Genomic DNA, 19,651 nt, shown 5'->3' with positions numbered 1-19,651 from the left:
CCGGCGGATTCTGAAAGCGGGTCTTAAGCGTAGAATCCCTCCGTCACCGCAATATCGCGGCGCCAAGCGAATCTGCTTGTGTTGCAAGCTCGCCGAAGCCCGTCGATAGTTCGGATTTCAGGGCCTGGTAGAACATTGATGCAGCAGGCGTCAGTGATGTATTGCGACGACGCACCAGGCTGATCGTGCGGTGGATTACGGGCTCGGTCAGCAGGATCTCCACGAGATTGTCGCGGTGGGAGGCGCCCTTCAGGGCTGCCGGGAGAATTGCGGCGGCGATGCCCGCCGACACCAGCGCCAGGGCGGTCGGCGTGCTCTCGACCACGAACCGGCCGCGTGGTGACAGGTCCGCGGCGGCCAGTTGAGCCTCGACGCGGGCCCGGTTGCCGCTGGCGCCGCCTAGGGTGACGAGATCCACACCAGATAGGTCGCTCCACCGGATTTGGCGTTGCCCGGCCAAGGGATGGCTGTTGTGGCAGATCAGCACGAACGGATCCCGCACCAACTGATCCTCGATGAGATCGGGATCCGCCTCCTGCTGGATGTGGATCCCGAAATCCGCTTCCCCCTTACGCACGGCTTCGGTCACCAGCGCTCCGGACCGCTCGAGAATCTGAACCCGGTTCTGTGGGTGCTCGCGGGCATAGCCTTGCAAGACCGTCGGTATCCGGCGGAAGGCGATCGATTGGACGGTGGCAACCGTTACGTCGCCGATGCCGAGCCGCGACGTCGTGCGCAGGCGTTCGACCCCGTGGGTGAAATCGCTGATGAGCCGGGCCGCCAGCGGCAGGAACTCGCGGCCCACTGGGCTGAGGCGCAGCGTCCGCGTCGTGCGGTCGAGCAGGACGGCGCCCAGGAACCCTTCGAGCTTCTGGATCCGTCGCGTCAGAGCCGTCTGTGTCAGCCCAAGGGTCTCTGATGCCCGACGATAGCTGCCGAGTTCCGCGATCAGCACGAAGGCTTGGACGCCGTCTACGGGGAGCTTCATGCCAGAAAATCATGAATCGATGAGATCAATTCATTTTACTCGATGATGGCGGCGCAGGACAAGAGACGTCGGGGCGACGCCCGCCCGACACAAAGCGACTCCGGCTGAAACGGAGCGAGGCGGAGGAAACAATGAGTGCGGATGCCGCTGCCGGGTCGCCGGTCGCGACCTCAACCCGTCCGGCGACGTCGCCAGGATCCATCTGGACGCGGGCCATGGAGGTCCGGGTCGGCATCATTCCGCTGCCCGTCTATCTTCTCCTCCTCGCCCTGGTCGTCGCCTTTGCCGTCAGGGGAAAGATCTCGGGCGAGGTGACGGTGATGATCGCTGTCTTGGTCGTGGGTGGCTTCACCTGTGCGGAGATCGGCCGGCGCATCCCGTGGCTGCGGGCGGTCGGCGGATCGTCCCTGGTGACGATCTTCCTGCCCTCGTTCCTCGTCGCCCATCAGCTCCTGCCGGCGCCGCTCGCGCAGGCGGTGACGACTTTCACGAAGTCGACGAACTTCATCTACCTGTTCATCACCGCCGTGGTCGTCGGCTCGATCCTGAGCATGGACCGGCGGGTGCTGATCCAGGGGTTCGCCAAGATCTTCGTGCCGCTCGCGCTGGGTTCGCTCGCCGGTCTTCTCGTCGGTGGAAGCGTCGGCTGGCTCGTCGGCATCGGCTTCTGGCGGTCGATCCTCTATGTCGTGGTGCCCGTGATGGCCGGGGGCGTCGGTGAGGGTGCGATCCCCCTTTCGGTCGGCTACGCGGAGGCGCTCGGCGTCGACCACGGCGGGATGCTGGGACAGATCCTGCCGCTAGTCTTTTTCGGCAACCTCGTCGCCATCATCTGCTGCGGCGCCCTGAACACGCTGGGCAAGCGCCGCCCCGATCTCACCGGTAATGGTCGGCTGCAACCGACCGCGGACGGCGAGGCGGACCCGGGCCATGGCTCCATCCACCGCGACACCTCCGGCATCGATGTCGCCACCGTCGCGGCGGGCGGCATCACCGGCATCGCCATCTACGTCTTCGGCACGCTGATCCATGCGCTGATCGGCCTGCCCGCGCCGGTGGCGATGCTGTTCCTAGTGGTGATCGCCAAGCTGCTGCGGGCGGTGCCAGCCTCGCTGGAGGAGGGAGCCCGCGTGGTCTTCCGCTTCTTCGTGGTGGCGGTGACCTACCCGCTCCTGTTCAGCACGGCGGTGGCGCTGACACCCTGGCACGAGCTGGTAGAGGCGTTCCACCCGGCCAACCTCGTCACCATCGTGGCGACCGTGCTCGCGCTGATCAGCACAGGCTACGTCGTCGGGCGCTGGCTCGCGATGTATCCGATAGAGACCGCGATCGTGAACGCCTGCCACAGCGGCCTCGGCGGCACGGGCGACGTGATGATCCTGACCGCCGCCGAGCGGATGGAGCTGATGCCCTTCGCTCAGGTCGCGACGCGGATCGGCGGGGCCCTCACCGTCACCGCCGCCATCATCGCGATGGCCCAATTCAAGATCGTTTGAGGAGGCGCTCCATGCTGATGCGCTCGAAGCTGTTCGTCCCAGCCTCCCGGCCCGAATTGTTCGCGAAGGCCACCTCCGGCCTCGCCGATGCCCTCTCCTTTGACCTTGAGGATGCGGTCCCAGAAGCCCGCAAGGGCGAGGCGCGGGACAATCTCGCGGCGTATCTGCGGGCGGCGCCCTCCGGTCTGCGCCAGACCGTCGTGGTGCGGGTCAACGCCCCGGGCACGGTGCACTTCGCCGCCGATCTGGACGCGGTAGCCTTGCCGCGCACCGATCTCATCAACCTGCCAATGGTCGAGGATCCGGCCGCCATCACCGAGGCGGCCACCCGCCTCGATCGCCTGGATCCGGCAGGCCGCATCCGCCTCCTCGTCAACATTGAGACGCCACGCTCCCTCCGCCGGGCGGCGGACCTCGCCTGCGCCCATCCCCGCGTCGCCGGCCTGCAGGTCGGCTACGCCGATCTTCTGGAGCCCTGCGGCATCGACCGGGACGATGCCGCCGCCCTCGCCCATATCCGCGTCGCCGTCCGCCTCGCCGCTGCCGAGGCCGATGTGCCGGCGTATGACGGGGCTTTCGCGGCGGTGAAGGAGCCCGAGGCGTTCCGCGCCGAGTGCGAGGCCGCCCGCCGCCAAGGCTTCGCGGGCAAGACCTGCATCCACCCGAGCCAGGTCGGGATCGCCAACGCCGCCTTTCTACCGCGCCCGGACGAGGTGGCGTGGTCGCGACGCATCCTGGCGGCGGCCGCAGAGGCCGAGGCCCGGGGGCTCGGCGCGATCCTCGTGGACGGCCGGATGATCGATCCGCCCTTCCTGACCCGCGCCCGCGCCGTCGTGGCGTTGTCCGACCTCCACGCCGGGACGGAAACCCAATGACCATGAGCGACCTGCACCGACGCGATTACCGGCCCGAGGCCAGGGGCATCCTCGACGGCGTGCGCATTCTCGATCTCTCCCGGCTCTTCGCCGGCAATGTGCTGACGCAGATGCTCGGCGATTTCGGCGCCGAGGTAATCAAGGTCGAGCCCCCCGAGGGCGACACTCTGCGCGCCTGGAAGACCGAGGGGGTCGAGACCCATTGGAAGATCTACGCCCGCAACAAGAAGAGCCTGTGCCTGTCGCTGCGCGATCCCCGCGCCGTCGAGGTGCTCCGCGCACTCGTACCCTCCTGCCAGATGCTGGTGGAGAGCTTCCGCCCGGGAATCCTGGAAGCAATGGGCCTCTCGCCCGAGGCGCTGCATGCCCTCAATCCCAGACTGACGATCATCCGCATTTCCGGCTGGGGGCAGGACGGGCCCTACGCGCAGCGGCCCGGCTTCGGCACGGTGATCGAGGGCTTCTCGGGCTTTGCCGCCATGAACGGCTTTGCCGACCGGGAGCCGGTGCTGCCGCCGATGTACCTCGCGGACGGCGTCGCCGGGCTGACCGGTGCCTCGGCCGCGATGATCGCGCTCCGCGAGGTCGAGGTGAACGGGGGCCGGGGGCAGATCATCGACCTGCCGCTCCTCGATCCGCTCTTCGCGATCCTCAGCCCGCAGGCCGCCAATTACCGCCTCACCGGCAAGGGAAAGCCGCGGACCGGATCGCGCTCGACGAACTCTGCGCCGCGCAACGCCTACCGGTGCAGCGATGGGCTCTATGTCGGTCTGTCGGGCTCGATCCAGAAGATGGCGGAACGCCTGTTCCGGGCGATCGGACGCCCGGACCTCGTGGACGACCCGCACTTTCGCACCAACGCCGACCGGCTGCGCAACGTGGACGAGCTCGACGCGATCATCGGTGCCTTCATCGGGCAGCGGACGCAGGACGAGAACGTCGCCTTCTTCGAGGCGGCCGAGGTGACGATCGGCCCGATCAACGATGCGGCCAAGCTCGTCGCCGATCCGCACGTGGTCGAGCGCGAACTCATCGCCGATTATCCCGACGCCGACATGGGGATGCTCCCCATGCACGCCGTCGTACCGCGCCTGCACGATCGGCCGGGCTCGATCCGCACCCCCGCGCCGGCCCTCGGCCAGCACAATCGGGAGCTGCTGGGGCAGATCGGCATTGCGGGCGATGCCTTTGACGACCTCGTCGCCGCAGGCGTGGTCCGCAGCGGCGACGCTCGCTGACGACAAGGACAGGGAGGATGGGAATGCCTACGCTGACACGCCGCGGCTTCGTCGCGACCGCCATGGCCGGACTGGCGGTGGCCGATGCAGCGCTCGCCACCGACGGAGCGGTCCCGAACTCCGCTGGCACCGAACGGCCGCGCCATCGGGCGCCGGCCAAGGCCTGCGATTCCCACTTCCACATCATCGATGCGCGCTTTCCGCCCCCGGACACGCCGAAGCCCCCGGGCATGACATTCGACGATTACCGCCTGCTCCAGGCGCGCCTCGGTACGACCCGCGCCGTGCCGGTCCAGCCGAAGAACCACGGCACCGACCCGACCTGCCTCCTCGACTCCCTCGCGCGCTTCGGCGGGAACGGGCGCGGCATCGCCGTCCTTCGTCCGGACGTGACGGACGCCGAGCTAAAACGCCTCGATGCCGGCTATATGCGCGGCCTGCGCTTCAGCGTCTGGAATCCCAAGGACACGGTGGCCCCCATCGCGACGATCGAGCCGCTGGCCAAGCGCATCGCCGATCTCGGCTGGCACGTGCAAGTGCACATGTCCGGGGAGCAGATCCGTGAGAACGCGGCGCTGTTGAACCGGCTGCCGTGCCCCATCGTGTTCGATCATATGGGCCGCCTCGACCCCGCCAAGGGCCCCGACGATGCCGGCTTCGCCACCATCGCCGGCTTGGTCGAGAAGGACCGGGCCTGGGTGAAGCTCGCGGGTGCATACCTGAACACCAAGGTCGGCCCGCCCGGCTACCCGGACGCAACGCGCACCGCCCGGGCGTTCGTGAAACTCGCCCCCGAGCGCCTCGTCTGGGGCAGCGACTGGCCGCACGTTACCGAGACGCACAAGCCCGACGACGCGGTGCTGTTCGACCTGCTCTCCGACTGGGCCGGCAACGAGGCGGTGCGGGATAAGATCCTAGTCGACAACCCGGCCAAGCTTTACGGCTTCGCCTGATGGGAGAGCGGCTTATGCGGATGACGCCCTCGCCCTCCCGCCGCCAGGTCACGGCGTGGCTGACCGCGGGCGCCGCCCTGGCCGCCAGACAGGCGAGGGCCGCTCCCGACGGGGAACCTCCCATCGCCGATAGGCTCGCCGCCTATACCCATGGTCTGCGGTTTGAGGATCTCGATCCGGCCACCGTCGAGACGGTGAAGATCCATCTCATCGACGCGCTGGGATGCGGGCTCGCCGCCCTCGATGCCGGGCCCGTGCGGATCTGCCGGGAGATCGCGCTCAGTGACGGGGCGGGCTCCGCGACGGTCCTCGGCACCGACCGGCGGACCAGCCCGGAGCTAGCCGCCTTCGCCAACGGCGTCGCCATCCGCTACGAGGATTTCAACGACGTCTATGTCGGGCGCGAGCCCGGCCACCCCAGCGACACCATCGCCGCCTGCCTCGCCGTGGCCGAGGCGGAGGGGGGCACGGGCCGCGATTTGATCGCTTCCATCGCACTCGCCTACGAGATCGATTGCCGCCTGCTCGATGCCGCCGAGGTGACGGGGCGCGGCTGGGACCATCCCGTCTACAGCCTTCCCGCCTCGGCGCTGGCGGCGGGCCGGCTGATGCGACTCGCGCCGGAGGCCCTGACCCAGGCCGTCAATCTCGCGATCAACGGCCACATCGCCATGAACCAGACCCGCGTTCAGACGCTTTCGGACTGGAAGGGCGTGGCCGATGCCGAGGCGACCCGGGCGGGCGTGTTCGCCGCGCGCCTCGCCCGTGCCGGCCTCACGGGCCCGGCCCCCATCTTTGAAGGCCGCGCCGGGTTCTTCAGACAAGTTTCGGGTCTCTTCACCGTCGATGTCGCAGCGTTCGGCGGTGAGGGACGCCCGTTCCGGATCTCGCAATGCGGGATCAAGCCATTCCCGGCGCAGGTCTACTGTCTGACCGCGATCCCGGCGGGCATCGCCGTCGCCGCTGAAGCCGGTGGCGTAGACGCCATCCGCAACCTGCGCATCGACACGACGCATCTCGGCTACATCACCGCCGGCCGCGACCACGAGAAGTGGCGCCCGACGACGAAGGACACCGCCGACCACAGCCTGCCCTACATCACAGCGCGGGCGATGCTCGACGGCGCCATCACCAACGAGAGCTACACGTCCGACAAGCTTCGCGAACCGGCTCTGCTCGCCCTGATCGACCGAATCACCATCGTCGAGGATCCTGCCCTCACGGCCCTGCAGCCGAGAGCGGTGCCGAATCGTCTGACCGCGACCCTGACGGATGGACGCGAGATCGTCCGACAAGTCGATGACGTCCCGGGCTTCGTGGTGCGGCCGATGACCCGGGACGATGTCGAGCGCAAGTTCCGTATGAATGCCGGCCAGCGTCTCGATGCGCTCAAGGTGCGTCGCGTCCTCGACGCCTTCTGGACGATCGAGGACAGACCCGACTTGACCGGTCTGCTCGCGTTTCTGTCATGAGCAGGAATTCTGCTTTCGGCCGGTACCAGTCGCGTTGGCGGGCGCGGGTGAATGGCTGGGTTGGGTGGAGAGCGGTCCGGCGGCTTTTTTGGTCAGGAAGATGCAGAGCGGACGCTGAGCGTTGTTTGACGATCTCGTTGTTCAGCTCCTGACCAACCTAATATGTGAGTTCGTTATGGCTGCACCTTCGCGAAACTCTCGCGCCCGTCCGTCACCCCACTCACGAGGTTGAGGCCGAGCAGGAATTCCGCCGGGAATTCCCTCCGCAGCACCGGCTCGCGAGCCACATCGGGCTTCAGCGTGTCGGCCTCTGCCTTGCGGGCGGCGACGGCCTCGCCGACGCTGACGGCGGCAAAGCGGATCGTCGCGCCGCCCTGCACCTGCGCCAGCCGGCCTAGATCCGGGCCGATCACGGTCGCGATTTTCGGATAGCCACCCGTCGATTGCCGATCGGCCATCAGTACGATGGGCAGACCGTTGCCTGGCACCTGGATCGCCCCCATGGCCACCCCGTCGGAAACGATGTCGTGACCCTTGGCGTGGGTCAGCGGGGTGCCATCGACGAAGCAGGCCATCCGGTCTCCCCGTGGCGAGACGGTCCAGGGCCGCTCCAGAAAGGCGGCGATCTGGTCCGGGGCGAAGAAGTCGTCCTGCGGTCCGAGCACCACGCGGATCGTCGCCGGATCGCGCTCCAGCCACGGGGCCAGCAGACGCTGCGGCGCGCCGTCTCCTGAGCGGGGCGCGGAGACGGCAAGCCGGTCCCCGGCCCACAGGCCGCGCCCATCGAGGCCACCCAGCGCTGAGCGCGTGTGGGTGGCCGTGGACCCGAGAACGGGCGGCAGGTCGATGGTGCCGGCGATAGCGAGATAGCCCCAGGCCCCGATGCTGCCCGCGCGGACGGTAAGGGTCTGGCTTGGCACCAAGGTGAAGGCGCAGGCCTGAGGCAGGGTCTCGCCGTCGAGCATTGCGCGGAAACCGGCGGAGACAAGGGCGAGGCCGAGCGGTCCTTCGGGGGCGCTGACGGTGAGGCCGCCGGTCGAGATTTCGATGGCCGTCGCGTCCAGGGCGTTGCCCAGCGCGCGGTTGGCGGTGGCGAAGAGCAGCGGGTCCATGGGGCCCGCCGCCGTGATGCCGAACCGGAGGTAGCCCTTCCGCCCGCCGTCCTGCACGGTCACGCCCGGCCCCGCGGCCTCGATGGCAAGCGCGCTCACGCCGACCCCTCATCACGCCGGGCCGTCCGCTCCCCGGCCGCCTCACGGGCCGCGATGCCGGCGAAGGTCGTGGCGTCCACGGCCTCGAAACGAAGACTGTCGCCGGCCCGCACGAAGAAGCTCTCCGCCCGCTCCGGCGCGTAGAGCTTGCACGGCGTCGCACCGACCACATACCAGCCGGTGGGCATCGAGACCGTCGCCACCGCCGCGAGCCCGCCGCCGATCATGATGGCGTTGGTGGGATGGGGTGGTCGCGGGCTCGCGCGCCGGCGGACGGCCAAGACATCGGGCAGACCGCCGCAATAGGCAAAGCCGGGGGCGAACCCGTACATGTAGACTTGGTAGGTCGCCTCGGAATGGATGGCCACGACCGCCTCGGATGTCCGGCCGATCAGGCCCGCCACCTCCACGATATCCTCCCCGTGGGGAGCATCGTAGCAGCAGGGCAGAACCCAGCGGGCCGGATCGCTGGCACGCTCCGCGGCGTGGCCAGCCAGGGTGCGCACGTGGTCCGCCAGCGTCTCGCGGTCGAGCACCAGCGGGTCGTAGTGGATCATCAGCGAGCGGTAGGTGGGCACCGTCTCGGCGATGCCGCGCGGCCGGTCAGCGGCCAGCGCGTCGTCGAGGGCCAGCACGCGGTTGCTGATCGCCGGATCGACGGTCGCGCCGAACTCCACCACCAGGGCCGCCTCTCCCGCGTCAAGAATGCGCGGCGGGGAGCTCTCGGCGAGGGTGCTCATGGCCGGAACGGGGCGAGCGTTACCCCCGCCCCTTCCAAACGAGCTCGCACCGCGCGGGCCGTGCCGACCGCATGGGCGGAATCGCCGTGGACGCAGATCGAGCGGATCGGCGTCGGCAGCAGGCGGCCGGAACTCGTCAGGATCGCGCCCTCGCTGACCATGGTCAGGACCCGGCTCGCTGCCTCGTCCTGATCAGTGATGAGCGCACCGGGCTGGCTGCGAGCAATCAGTTGTCCTTCCTCGGTGTAGCCTCGGTCCGCAAAGATCTCCTGATAGACCTCGAGGCCCGCCGCCTCCCCAGCCGGGACCTGCGCGGTGAGGGCGATGGCCAGCAGCGCGAGGCTCCGGTCCACCGCGCGGACCGCCCCGGCGATCGCGTCAGCGACGGCGTGGTCCTCGGCGGCGACGTTGGCGAGCGCCCCATGCGCCTTCACGTAGGTGATGCGGTGCCCGGCATAGGCGGCCATCGCCGCCGCCGCGCCGACCTGATAGGCGACGAGCCGCTCGATCTCGGCGGGTGTGAAGGGCATCCGCCGACGGCCGAAGCCCCAGAGGTCGGGGAAGCCCGGATGGGCTCCCACCGCCACGCCCTTCTCCTTCGCCAAGCGGAAGGTGGCCGCCATGATCTCGGGATCGCCGGCATGGAGGCCGCAGGCGACGTTGGCCGAGGTCACGACGGAGAGCATCGCCCCGTCGTCACCGCAGGCATAGGCTCCGAAACCTTCCCCGAGATCCGCGTTCAGATCGACGCTCGCCATGGCCGTTCTCCTCGTCTCCCGCCGGGGTCAGGCCGTCGCGGTCGCAGCCGAGGCGACGGGTTCGCCGCTCGAGTCGAGTTCCCGCCCCGCCGTTTCTGGCAAAAGAAGCGCCGCGACGATCACGAGGCAATAGGCACTGGCTGCCACCAGGCCGATGGCGACGCATAGCGTGAGCGATCCGCTGAGGTAACCAACCAGGGCCGGGCAGACGGCGCCGGTGGCCCGGCCGAAGTTGTAGCAGAACCCTTGCGCTGACCCACGCACCCGGCTCGGGAACAGCTCGCTCAGGAAGGCGCCCATCCCGGAGAAGACGCCCGATAGGAAAAAGCCCAGCGGGAAACCGAGGAACAACATGGCAGTGTCGGTGATCGGCACCAGGGTGTAGCCGAGCACGAGGCCTCCAGCGCAAAAACCGAACAAGATGAAGCCCTTGCGGCGGCCGATCCGGTCTGACAGGTAGGCGCTGGTGAGGTAGCCGAGAAACGAGCCGAAGATCAGCATCAGCAGGTAGCCGCTGGTGTTAAGCACCGAGAGTTGGCGCTCGGTCTTTAGGTAGGTCGGCAGCCAGGTGGTCACGGCGTAGTAGCCGCCCTGCATCCCAGTCGCGAGGAGGCTCGCGAGCACCGTCCGGCCGATCAGGTCACGGGAGAAAATGTCGAGGAAGTTGCCCGTGTCGCCGGCCTTCAGCATGGCCGAGCGGGTCTCGCGGTAGACCTCCGGGTCCTCGATGTTGCGGCGGATCCAGAAGATCAGCACCGACGGCAGGGCGCCGAGCCAGAACAGGATGCGCCACGCCACCGCCGGTTCGGCCAGGGCGAAGACCGCCCAGAAGGCGATGGCGGCCACAGCCCAGCCGACGGCCCAGCTCGATTGGACGAGGCCCACGGCCTTGCCCCGGTAGCGCGCCTGAATCGTCTCCGCGATCAGCACCGACCCCACCGACCACTCGCCGCCGAAGCCGAAGCCCTGCATGGCGCGGGTGAAGAGCAACTGCTCATAGGACTGGGTGAAACCGGACAACACCGTGAAGACGGTGAACCACAACACCGTCCCCTGCAGCACCACTACCCGTCCGTACTTGTCGGCCAGGATGCCCGCCGCCCAGCCGCCAATGGCGGATGTGACCAGCGCCGCCGTAGCGATATTGCCGGCCTCGACCTTGGTGAGACCCCACACGATCACCAAAGTGGGGATGAGGAAGGTATAGACCATGTAATCGAACGCATCGACACCGTAACCGGCGAAGGCGGCGCCCAACACCCGGCGCTCAGGTGGGCTCGTGTCTTTTAACCACATGGTCTTTATCACTCGGGTTAGATCGGTGATCGGGTAATTTTTCAAATATGCTTGTTCGCCTCTCGCCGTCATTGCGAGCACAGCGAAGCAATCTAGGGATACGCCATGTTTGGAGACGTCACGCCGCCCCTGAACTGCTTCGCGGGCGCTTCCAATGACGCGGCTAGCGGTACGGCACGTCCCGATTCAACAGGTCCGTGATCAGCATGAAGCCCGGTGCGTGGGTGATGCAGAGCGGCAGGCGGGCGGCCATCGCCACGGATTGGGGCGTGACCCCGCAGGCCCAGAAGACAGGGATCTCGTCGGGCTCGATGGCGACCGCGTCGCCGAAATCCGGCTTGCCGATGTCACGGATGCCGATCAGGCTCGGATCGCCGAGATGGATCGGGGCGCCGTGGACGGCAGGCATCCGGGCCGTCACCTGCACCGCCTTGATCGCGTCGGCGGCCTTCATCGGCCGCATCGAGACGACGAGGGGGCCGTGGAACGGGCCGGCGGGCTGGGTCGGGATCGAGGTCCGGTACATCGCCACGTTGCGCCCCTGCGCCACGTGCCGGAGGGGAATGCCCGCCTCGATCAGGGCATCCTCGAAGGAGAAGGAGCAGCCCAATACGAAGGTGACGAGGTCATCCTGCCAGACTTTCGTGAGGTCGCCCACCTCCGAGACCATCTCTCCGTTCTCGTAGATGCGGTAGCCCGGCACGTCGGTGGCGAGGTCGAGATCCTCGCCCAGGGCCGGGAGCGTCCGGACACCGGGCTCGGAGACGCCCAGCACCGGGCAGGGTTTCGGGTTCAACTGGCAGAAGCGCTGGAAATCCGAGGCCAGGGCCTGCGGCAGGATCATCAGGTTGCCCTGCACATGGGCCGGGGCGAGGCCGGAGGTGTGGCCGCGCCAATCGCCGGAGCGGATGGCGCGCCGGGCTTGCCGGGCATCGGCGAAGGCGCCCGCAGCGTGGGGGGGCTCGACGTGGAGGGTCACCGTATGTCTCCTGGGTTCGTGCACACGCAGCGCAACCGGCGTGTGTTGCGCCGCAATGTGGCCTCAATCCCCGAAGCGATTTGCCGTCTTAAGTGACAGGTTCCCATCGTGCCGCTTTAGGCGCCAATCGTCATTGCGAATGGCCGCCGATAACCCGGCCTTATCGGGCCTCGGCCCAAGTCCGGGCGACAGCTTGGGCGATCCGCGCCGCATCGGCCACGAAGTGGCTGTCCAAGCGATTGGCGTAGGTGGCGGTGAAGGTGAGATCCGATAGGGTCGGCTCGGCGGACAGGATCCGCAGGGTGCCGGAGGCGAGCTCATCCCGGACGACGGCGGGCGGGATCACGCAGATGCCGAGCCGCTCGATCCCCATGCGCACGATGGTGGCGAGCGACGCGCTGGTGTGGATCTGGCTCGGAAGCAGGTTTGCTCGCAGCACCAGATCCCTCAGTTCCACGTAGGGGCTGGTGTTCCGGGGGTAGGTCACGAGGGGGTGGCGCAGAAGGCAGCCGAGGCTGAGCGGCTCCTCTTCCGTCACCAAACCGGGTGCGGCGACGAAGGCGACCGGCACGCTGAGCAGCGGGTGATTCGTGAGGCTCGGCAGGGTGATCGGGCCGACGAGAAAGGCGAGGTCGAGCTCGTTGGCCACCAGGGCGGCCTGCATGTTCGGCGAGATATCGACGGTGATATCGACGCTGATCCCCGGATGCTCCGCGCGCATCCGCTCGATGAACCGCGACAGCCAGAGGTGAACGAGGGTCTCGGAGACGCCGAGCCGCAGCGTTCCCGTGGTCCGGCCGGTGCCGGCCAGCGCCGCGCCCATCTCCGCCTGGAGCGCGAGGAACCGCTCCGCGAAACCGAGGAGGACGCGCCCGCGCTCCGTCAGCGCGACGTCGCGGCTGCGGCGCTCGAACAGGGTGCCGTATTCGTGCTCCAGGGCGGCGATCCGCTGGGAGACAGCCGGCTGGGTCGTGTTGACCTGCTCACTCGCCCGGCGAAAGCTCGAGAGCGTGGCGACCCAGTAGAAGACTTCCAGGCTTCGAAAATCGGCCATCCCGCTACAGTCCCGCCCGCTCCGCCGAAGGTCAAGCAAGCGGCGGACCGGGCGACGCCAGGGCGGGTTACTTCAGCTGAACGCTGTCCACGATTTCCCGGGGCTTCACGAGCGTGTCATCGCTCTGGTCTTCCCAAACGACGCCGATGGCCTGCAGATACCCGATTAGGAGCTTCTTGTGTCACGCACAGGCGCTGCTCCCTCCCGCTGAGTGAGCCCCACTCTTGCTCTAGGTTACGGAGATAGCTCTGCTGGTAAGCGAGGCATCTCTCGTATTTCTGTTCGCCATTGCTGCGCAGCACCATGATGGCTAGGATGGATCGGCAGTAGGTGGCCAGGTCGTGATGGGGCAATGCCTCCGCAAGGGCCGGGATCGTGCTCAGAAGGGTAACGAGCGCGGCGGCAAGTGCTCTCATCGCTGCGGGAGGAGCGCGATGCTCATACAACCTACCTGTTACCTGTCGGGATGGGGCCTACCGGGCCTCTACTGCCTAGCGACAGCGATGTCCGCTTCCGAGCAATCATACCGATGAAAGCAGTGTCTTGGTTGGGTCGGTAGAAGCCCGTCTGCTATTCCGGTGCCTCTTCGCCGAAGCGGACCGACAGCTTTCGGCCAGGTTCGGCCATTCCGATCGCCCAACGAAGTGCTGGCCGAATCGGAAGCAGCCGTTTGAGGGCACCCTGTCTGAGCATCGCGCGGTTGCGAGCGGACGGCAGTTTATCGGCCAGCAGTCATCGTCCTCCCGGCCACGAACACGGGTCGCGAACGCCAGTTCGAATCCCAATAGGTCCGCCCAATCGAGAGACCAGTGCAACCGGTTTCACAGAGGCCGCGCATAGGTCGACCCATCGGCCGGGGTTGATCTCTGCTACACCTGACTGCTACCCCGCGAGGGCAGGGGCCTTTTCTAAGTCATTGATTTTATTGGTGTTGGCAAATTCGGACGATTGTCCCGCTCCCTCCGCGATCTGACCCGCCAAAAATCGAACCCGATCAGCAGGTTGCCGAAGCCCATCCTAGTCCTGCTCGTCGCGGGACCGAAACCCCGCCCGTAGGGGATGCGCGGGCGGCGCTCAAGGCCGTCGGTGACATCCTCGAACCGGGGAGGATGCGTTGGTCTACAGTCTGATCATCATGCTGGCCGGATCCGGCTCCGCGATCGGGTCGGTGGAGTTCAACACCAAGGACGTCTGCGAGACGGCGGCCAAGGCGATCGCCAAGGCCGACCGCCCCTACGCCGGAGCCTCCGCGATAACCGTCTGCGTGGCCGAGGGCTAGGCGCGCGGCACATGCGCCCAGTCAGCAAGCGCTGCATGCATTCGAACAGCGCAAGCCTGCCTGTTCTTTGCATTTGACCTTCGCGCATAAGTGGTATTTACCACCGTAAATCTACAACTTGCACTCATAATAAACTGTGAAGTGTTTTGTCCGATCGAGGCGCTTCCATGAACTTCGTCAGCCGAGACCCGTCCGGAACCCTGGTCGGTGCGCTGGCGGCGCAGATCGACGCGAACGGCTACGCCGTGATCGAGGATTACGTCGCGCCGGATGAGTTGCGCGGCGCGCGGGCCTTTGTCGCCGATGCGATCGCGGCCAATGGCGGCGAGTATGTCGGATTCACCGGGACCGAGCGTCTCGGCGGGACGTTCCTGGCCGACCTGCCCGAGGATCCGGATTTCGTGGCCCTGTGCCGGGGCATCTACGCGCGGGCGGTGGGCAAGCCCGCGCCGGAGGTCGGGTTCTACCAGATCCTGCGCTGCCTCTCAGGCCGCGGCGCCCGGGCGCATTCGATGCGCTTCCACTACGATTCCTACGTCCTGACGGCGCTGATCCCGATCGTGGTGCCCGAGCGCGGCAGTCCCGGACGGCTGATCATCCTCCCCAGCACCCGCGGCCTTCGCCGGACCTATCTCGGCAACCTCGTCGACAAGGTGCTGGTCGACAACCGGCTCGCGCAGGCGCTGCTGAACGTGGCCTATCGCCGGGGCAGCCGGCGCATGATCCGGCTCTCGCTCAAGCCCGGAAACCTGTATTTCTTCTGGGGCTACCGCTCGCTGCACACGAACGAGCCATGCGACGCCGATGCGATCCGCGCCACCGCGCTGCTGCACTACGCCGACCCGCACGCGGACAGCCGGGTGAAGCGGGCGCTGCGCCGACGCTGAGGCCTCGGCCCGAGCTCACGCCGCCGCGACCCGCGTGGCGGCGGCCTCCCAATCCGACCCCCAATCCTGCACCACGTGGCCCGGGGAGACCTCCCGGTAGAGGCGCTCGGGCGGGACGTAATCCGGCGCGCGGATCGGGCTGCGGATCTCGTCGTCCGGCAGGGCGTGCCGGTCTCGGCGGCGGGCCGGGTCGGGGACCGGGACGGCGGCGAGCAGCTTCTTCGTGTAGGGATGCTGCGGGTCGCCGAACACCGCCGCGCGCGGACCGATCTCGACGATCTCGCCGAGATACATCACCGCCACCCGGTGGCTCACCCGCTCGACCACGGCCATGTCGTGGGAGATGAACAGGTAGGCGAGCCCCATCTCGGCCTGCAGGTCGAGCATCAGGTTGACCACCTGCGCCTTCACCGAGACGTCGAGCGCCGAGACCGCCTCGTCGGCGACGATCAGGCGGGGGCGTAAAGCCAGCGCCCGGGCGATGCAGATCCGCTGGCGCTGGCCGCCGGAGAATTCGTGCGGGAACCGTCCGGCGGCCTCGGCCGGCAGCCCCACCCGGGTCAGCAGCGCCTCGGCCCGTTCCCGCGCCTCGCGAGCGGTGGCGAGGCGGTTGATCAGCAGGGGCTCGGCCACCGCGGCGCCGACGCTCATGCGCGGATCGAGGCTGGCGAAGGGGTCCTGAAAAATCATCTGCATCCGCTGGCGGCGCGTGCGCAGGGCCTTGGCGTCGAGGCCGGCGATGTCCTCGCCGTCGAGCAGGACCGAGCCGGAGAGGGGCTCGACCAGGCGCAGGATCGAGCGGCCGGTGGTGGACTTGCCGCAGCCGGATTCGCCGACCAGCGCCAGGGTCTCGCCGGCCGCGAGGCTGAACGAGACCCGCTCCACCGCGTGGACCCGGCCGGTCACCCGGCCGAACAGGCCGGAGCGGATCTCGAACCGGGTGGTCAGGTCGCGCACCTCCAGGACCGGGCGCTCGGCCGCCCGGACGGTGTCGGGGGTCTCGGGCGTCGGCTCGGCGACCCCGGTGGCGCGGTCGATCACGGGAAAGCGCATCGGCCGGGCCCGGCCCGCCATGGCGCCGAGCCGCGGCACGGCGGCGAGCAGGGCCCGGGTGTAGGGATCCTCCGGCGCGGAGAAGATCCGGGCGGTGGGGCCGGTCTCCACGGCGCGGCCGCGATACATCACCACCGTGCGGTCGGCGATCTCGGCGACCACGCCCATGTCGTGCGTGATGAACAGGACCGACATGCCCTCCTCGTCCTGGAGGCTCTTGATCAGGTCGAGGATCTGGGCCTGGATGGTCACGTCGAGCGCCGTGGTCGGCTCGTCGGCGATCAGGAGCTTGGGCCGGCAGGCCAGCGCCATGGCGATCATCACCCGCTGGCGCATGCCGCCGGAGAACAGGTGCGGGTATTGATGGATCCGCGACCGGGCGCCCGGGATCCGGACCTTGTCGAGGAGCCGGACCACCTCGGCCTCGGCGGCGGCCCGCGACAGGCCCCGGTGCCGGATCAGCGCCTCGGCGATCTGGAAGCCGACGGTCAGGACCGGGTTCAGGGAGGTCATCGGCTCCTGGAAGATCATGGCGATGGAATCGCCCCGGACCCGGCGCATCTCGGCCTCGGGGGCGGCGAGCAGCTCGCGGCCCTCGAAGCGCACGCTGCCGCCGATGCGGCTCGCGTCCCGGGCCAGCAGGCGCATGATCGACATGGCGCTGACGCTCTTGCCCGAGCCGGATTCGCCCACCAGCGCCACGGTCTCCCGGGGGCCGATATCGAACGAGACGCCGTGCACGACCTCGCGCCAGCGCCCGTCGGAGCGGAAGGCGGCGGTGAGGTCGCGCACCGACAGGATCGGATCCGTCACGGCCTTAGCTCCTGACTCGGTTTGGTTTCTTGCGGCTCCGTGCCTCCCACCCGCACCCTCATCCTGAGGTGCCGAAGCGTAGCGGAGACCTCGAAGGAGCCCTCCAGGGATCGCGCGGCTGGCTGGAGGCCTCCTTCGAGGCGACCGCTACGCGGCCGCACCTCAGGATGAGGGGATTGGATGGGAGATCCCGAGGCAGGCCGCCCCACGTCAAAAAACCCGCCGCGGGTCGAGGGCGTCGCGCAGGCCGTCGCCGATGAAGTTGATCGACAGGACCGTCAAAAAAATCGCGCCGCCGGGGAACAGCGCCCAGTGCGGGGCGACGTCGAGATGGTCCTTGGCGTCGAACAGCAGCCGGCCCCAGGTCGGGATGTCCGGGGGGAAGCCGAGGCCGAGGAACGAGAGGGTCGATTCCGCGATGATCGCCGCCGAAACCTCGATGGAGGCTGCCACGATCACCGGGCCGAGCGCGTTCGGCAGGATGTGGCGGCGCACGAGGTGCCCGGTGGTGGCGCCCTGCGAGCGCGCCGCCTCCACGAACTCCTTCTCGCGGAGCGTCAGGAACTGCGCCCGCACCAGTCGGGCGACCGGCATCCAGCGCAGGCCGCCGATCACCGCGACGATCATGAGGAAGACGCCGCCCTGGACGCCGAACACGGCCTTCAGGCTGTCCCGGAACAGGTAGATCACCAGCAGCAGCAAGGGCAGCTGCGGCAGCGACAGGAACAGGTCGGTCAGCCACATCAGCGCCGGATCGAGCATCCGGCGCGACATGCCGGCGAGCGCCCCGACCACGACCCCGATCAGGCTCGCCACCGCCATGGCGGCGAAGCCCACCGCCAGCGAGATCCGGCCGCCGTAGATCATCCGGGCGAGCAGGTCCTGGCCGAGATCGTCGGTGCCGAACGGGTGCGCCCAGGACGGCCCCTGAAGCTGCGCCGAGAAGTCGATGTCGTCGATGGCGAGCGGCCAGATCAGGCCGCCGAACAGCACGCCGCCGACCAGCACCGCCAGCACGGCGACGCTCGCCAGCGCCAGCCGATGCCGGCGGAACCGCCGCCAGGTCTCCCGCCCGGGCGAGGCCGGGGCGCGGGCGAGGGGGGGCGCCTCAACGGAGGGCGATGCGAGGGTCGAGCCAGCCATAGAGCAGGTCCGCGACGAGGTTGAACAGGACGACGAGGCCGGCGAACACGAAGGTCACGGCCATCACCACCGGGGTGTCGTTGGCCAGCATCGCGTCGATCAGCAGGGAGCCGATGCCGGGGATCCGGAAGATCTGCTCGGTGACGATGGCGCCGCCGAACACCGCCGGGATCTGGAGGGCGACGAGCGTCACCACCGGGATCAGGGCGTTGCGGGCGATGTGCCGGCGGGTGACCGTGCCCTCGGTGAGCCCCTTGGCCCGGGCGGTGGTGACGTAGTCGAGGCGGGCGACGTCCAGCGCCGAGGCGCGCACGTAGCGGGTGTAGGAGGCGGCCTGGAAGAAGCCCAAAACCGCCACCGGCATGATTGCCTGGCGGACGTTCTCCCAGGCCCAGGCCAGGCCGGTGCCGGGCAGGTCGGCCTGGTAGACGAAGGGCAGCCAGCCGAGCTTGATCGAGAACAGCAGGATGAACAGCAGGCCGGTGAAGAAGGTCGGCAGCGAGAAGCCGACGAAGGCCAGGGTGTTGGCGACCTGGTCGGCCAGCGAGTAGGGCCGGCGGGCGGCGTAGAGGCCGACCGGGACCGCCACCAGCAGGGCCAGGATCTGCGAGGAGCCGACCACGAACAGGGTCGTGGGCAGCCGCTGCAGGATCAGCGTGTCGACGTTGACCCGGCTGGCGAAGGAGAACCCCCAATCCCCGTGCAGCATGGCCCAGAGCCAGCGCAGGTAGCGGGTGAAGATCGGGTCATCGAGGCCGAACTTCAGCCGCAGGGCCGCGCGCACCTCCGGGGGCACGTTCGGGTTGGCGGCGAGCTCGCCGAACGGATCGCCCGGCGCGAGCGCCAGGACGACGAACAGGATCAGGCTGATCCCGAGCAGGCTCGGGATCGCGATCAGCAGCCTGCGCAGGATGTAGGCGCCCATGGTGCGCGACTCCCGCTCAGGCCTCCCGGCTCCATTCGGGCAGGAAGGACAGGTCGTTGTCCCAGCCGCTGCGCGGCGCCACCAGCTTGGCGGACACACCCGAGACCTCGGCCCGGTGGATCAGCGGCAGGATGTTCTCCGAGACCGCGAGGTCGTTGGCCTTGATCAGCAGGGCGGCGCGCTTGACCGGGTCGAGCTCGGACTGGGCGGCGTTGTAGGTCGCGTCGTACTCGGCATTGCGCCAGCGGGCGATGTTGCGGCCCTGCCACTTGTTCTCCTTGGTGGCGGCCTCCCAGGAGACGTACTGGAGCAGCCAGATCGACGGATCGGCCTGGGTCATGCTGAACGCGTACATCTCCATGTCCGCGTAGAAATGCGGGAACGTGTCCGGGTTGGCGGTATCGGAGGAGAAGAACACCGAGCCGGTGATCGATTTCAGCTCGATCTCGATGCCGGCCTTGGCGGCGGCCTGCTTGATGATCGCCTGGGTC

Annotated in this window: 17 protein-coding genes and 1 pseudogene; 7 read left to right on the top strand and 11 right to left on the bottom strand. The window is 68.4% G+C overall.

Annotation, left to right across the window (positions count from 1 at the left end; translation table 11 throughout):
- Positions 1-43: 43 nt before the first annotated feature.
- Positions 44-988: a LysR family transcriptional regulator gene (locus WYO_RS28620; RefSeq protein WP_007569427.1), complete on the bottom strand. Its 945-nt coding sequence runs from the start codon at positions 986-988 to the stop codon at positions 44-46.
- A gap of 215 nt (positions 989-1,203) precedes the next feature.
- Between WYO_RS28620 and WYO_RS28615 the strand changes: the two genes are divergently transcribed.
- From WYO_RS28615 to WYO_RS28595, 5 genes are read left to right on the top strand one after another with little or no spacing between them, the layout of a single operon-like run.
- Positions 1,204-2,484 (top strand): 2-hydroxycarboxylate transporter family protein, encoded by a 1,281-nt coding sequence (locus WYO_RS28615; RefSeq protein ID WP_007569425.1) that lies wholly within the window; start codon positions 1,204-1,206, stop codon positions 2,482-2,484.
- Between the two features lie 11 nt (positions 2,485-2,495).
- A complete protein-coding gene (locus tag WYO_RS28610) occupies positions 2,496-3,359 on the top strand; it encodes a CoA ester lyase (protein WP_007569423.1) in 864 nt (287 codons plus the stop codon).
- A 2-nt stretch (positions 3,360-3,361) separates the two neighbouring features.
- Positions 3,362-4,597 (top strand): CoA transferase, encoded by a 1,236-nt coding sequence (locus WYO_RS28605; protein WP_244424355.1) that lies wholly within the window; start codon positions 3,362-3,364, stop codon positions 4,595-4,597.
- Between the two features lie 23 nt (positions 4,598-4,620).
- The gene (locus tag WYO_RS28600; protein WP_007569418.1) at positions 4,621-5,550 is read left to right on the top strand and encodes an amidohydrolase family protein; all 930 of its coding nucleotides are present in this window, start codon (positions 4,621-4,623) and stop codon (positions 5,548-5,550) included.
- A gap of 14 nt (positions 5,551-5,564) precedes the next feature.
- Positions 5,565-7,022: an MmgE/PrpD family protein gene (locus WYO_RS28595; protein ID WP_007569417.1), complete on the top strand. Its 1,458-nt coding sequence runs from the start codon at positions 5,565-5,567 to the stop codon at positions 7,020-7,022.
- 173 nt (positions 7,023-7,195) lie between these two features.
- On the opposite strand, the gene WYO_RS28590 is transcribed toward WYO_RS28595, so the two are convergent.
- The 6 genes from WYO_RS28590 to WYO_RS28565 form a co-directional block, all read right to left on the bottom strand.
- Positions 7,196-8,233 carry a biotin-dependent carboxyltransferase family protein gene (locus tag WYO_RS28590; RefSeq protein ID WP_007569415.1) on the bottom strand — a complete coding sequence of 346 codons (1,038 nt, stop codon included), beginning with the start codon at positions 8,231-8,233 and terminating at the stop codon, positions 7,196-7,198.
- Positions 8,230-8,973: an allophanate hydrolase subunit 1 gene (locus tag WYO_RS28585; RefSeq protein ID WP_007569413.1), complete on the bottom strand. Its 744-nt coding sequence runs from the start codon at positions 8,971-8,973 to the stop codon at positions 8,230-8,232. Before WYO_RS28585 ends, WYO_RS28590 begins: the two co-directional genes overlap by 4 nt.
- Positions 8,970-9,731: a 5-oxoprolinase subunit PxpA gene (locus tag WYO_RS28580; protein WP_007569411.1), complete on the bottom strand. Its 762-nt coding sequence runs from the start codon at positions 9,729-9,731 to the stop codon at positions 8,970-8,972. Before WYO_RS28580 ends, WYO_RS28585 begins: the two co-directional genes overlap by 4 nt.
- Before the next feature lie 27 nt (positions 9,732-9,758).
- Entirely contained in the window at positions 9,759-10,991 is a 1,233-nt protein-coding gene (locus WYO_RS28575) for an MFS transporter (protein WP_244424353.1), read from the bottom strand.
- 199 nt (positions 10,992-11,190) lie between these two features.
- Positions 11,191-12,006, bottom strand: coding sequence for a putative hydro-lyase (locus WYO_RS28570; RefSeq protein WP_007569407.1), 816 nt, complete (start codon positions 12,004-12,006; stop codon positions 11,191-11,193).
- Positions 12,007-12,166: 160 nt separating this feature from the next.
- Complete coding sequence (locus WYO_RS28565) at positions 12,167-13,060, bottom strand: LysR family transcriptional regulator (RefSeq protein ID WP_007569405.1); 894 nt, start codon at positions 13,058-13,060, stop codon at positions 12,167-12,169.
- Positions 13,061-14,174: 1,114 nt separating this feature from the next.
- Between WYO_RS28565 and WYO_RS31880 the strand changes: the two genes are divergently transcribed.
- Both WYO_RS31880 and WYO_RS28560 read left to right on the top strand, forming a co-directional pair.
- On the top strand, positions 14,175-14,339 hold the full coding sequence (locus WYO_RS31880) for a hypothetical protein (protein ID WP_007569403.1): 165 nt from the start codon (positions 14,175-14,177) through the stop codon (positions 14,337-14,339).
- Positions 14,340-14,506: 167 nt separating this feature from the next.
- Positions 14,507-15,226, top strand: a complete 720-nt coding sequence (locus WYO_RS28560; RefSeq protein ID WP_007569401.1) for a hypothetical protein — start codon at positions 14,507-14,509, stop codon at positions 15,224-15,226.
- A 15-nt stretch (positions 15,227-15,241) separates the two neighbouring features.
- Here the strand turns inward: WYO_RS28560 and WYO_RS28555 are convergent, their stop codons facing one another.
- From WYO_RS28555 to WYO_RS28540, 4 genes and pseudogenes are all read right to left on the bottom strand, one after another.
- Positions 15,242-17,092: an ABC transporter ATP-binding protein gene (locus WYO_RS28555; RefSeq protein WP_007569400.1), complete on the bottom strand. Its 1,851-nt coding sequence runs from the start codon at positions 17,090-17,092 to the stop codon at positions 15,242-15,244.
- A gap of 210 nt (positions 17,093-17,302) precedes the next feature.
- On the bottom strand, positions 17,303-18,235 hold the full coding sequence (locus tag WYO_RS28550; protein ID WP_007569397.1) for an ABC transporter permease: 933 nt from the start codon (positions 18,233-18,235) through the stop codon (positions 17,303-17,305).
- Entirely contained in the window at positions 18,201-19,160 is a 960-nt protein-coding gene (locus WYO_RS28545; protein WP_007569395.1) for an ABC transporter permease, read from the bottom strand. The genes WYO_RS28550 and WYO_RS28545 overlap by 35 nt, the downstream gene beginning before the upstream one ends.
- Before the next feature lie 16 nt (positions 19,161-19,176).
- A pseudogene (locus WYO_RS28540) lies at positions 19,177-19,651 on the bottom strand (peptide ABC transporter substrate-binding protein); the annotation flags it as partial.

Source organism: Methylobacterium sp. GXF4, from assembly GCF_000272495.1.
GTDB classification, from domain to species: domain Bacteria; phylum Pseudomonadota; class Alphaproteobacteria; order Rhizobiales; family Beijerinckiaceae; genus Methylobacterium; species Methylobacterium brachiatum.
This window is presented reverse-complemented; position numbering and strand designations above follow the sequence as displayed.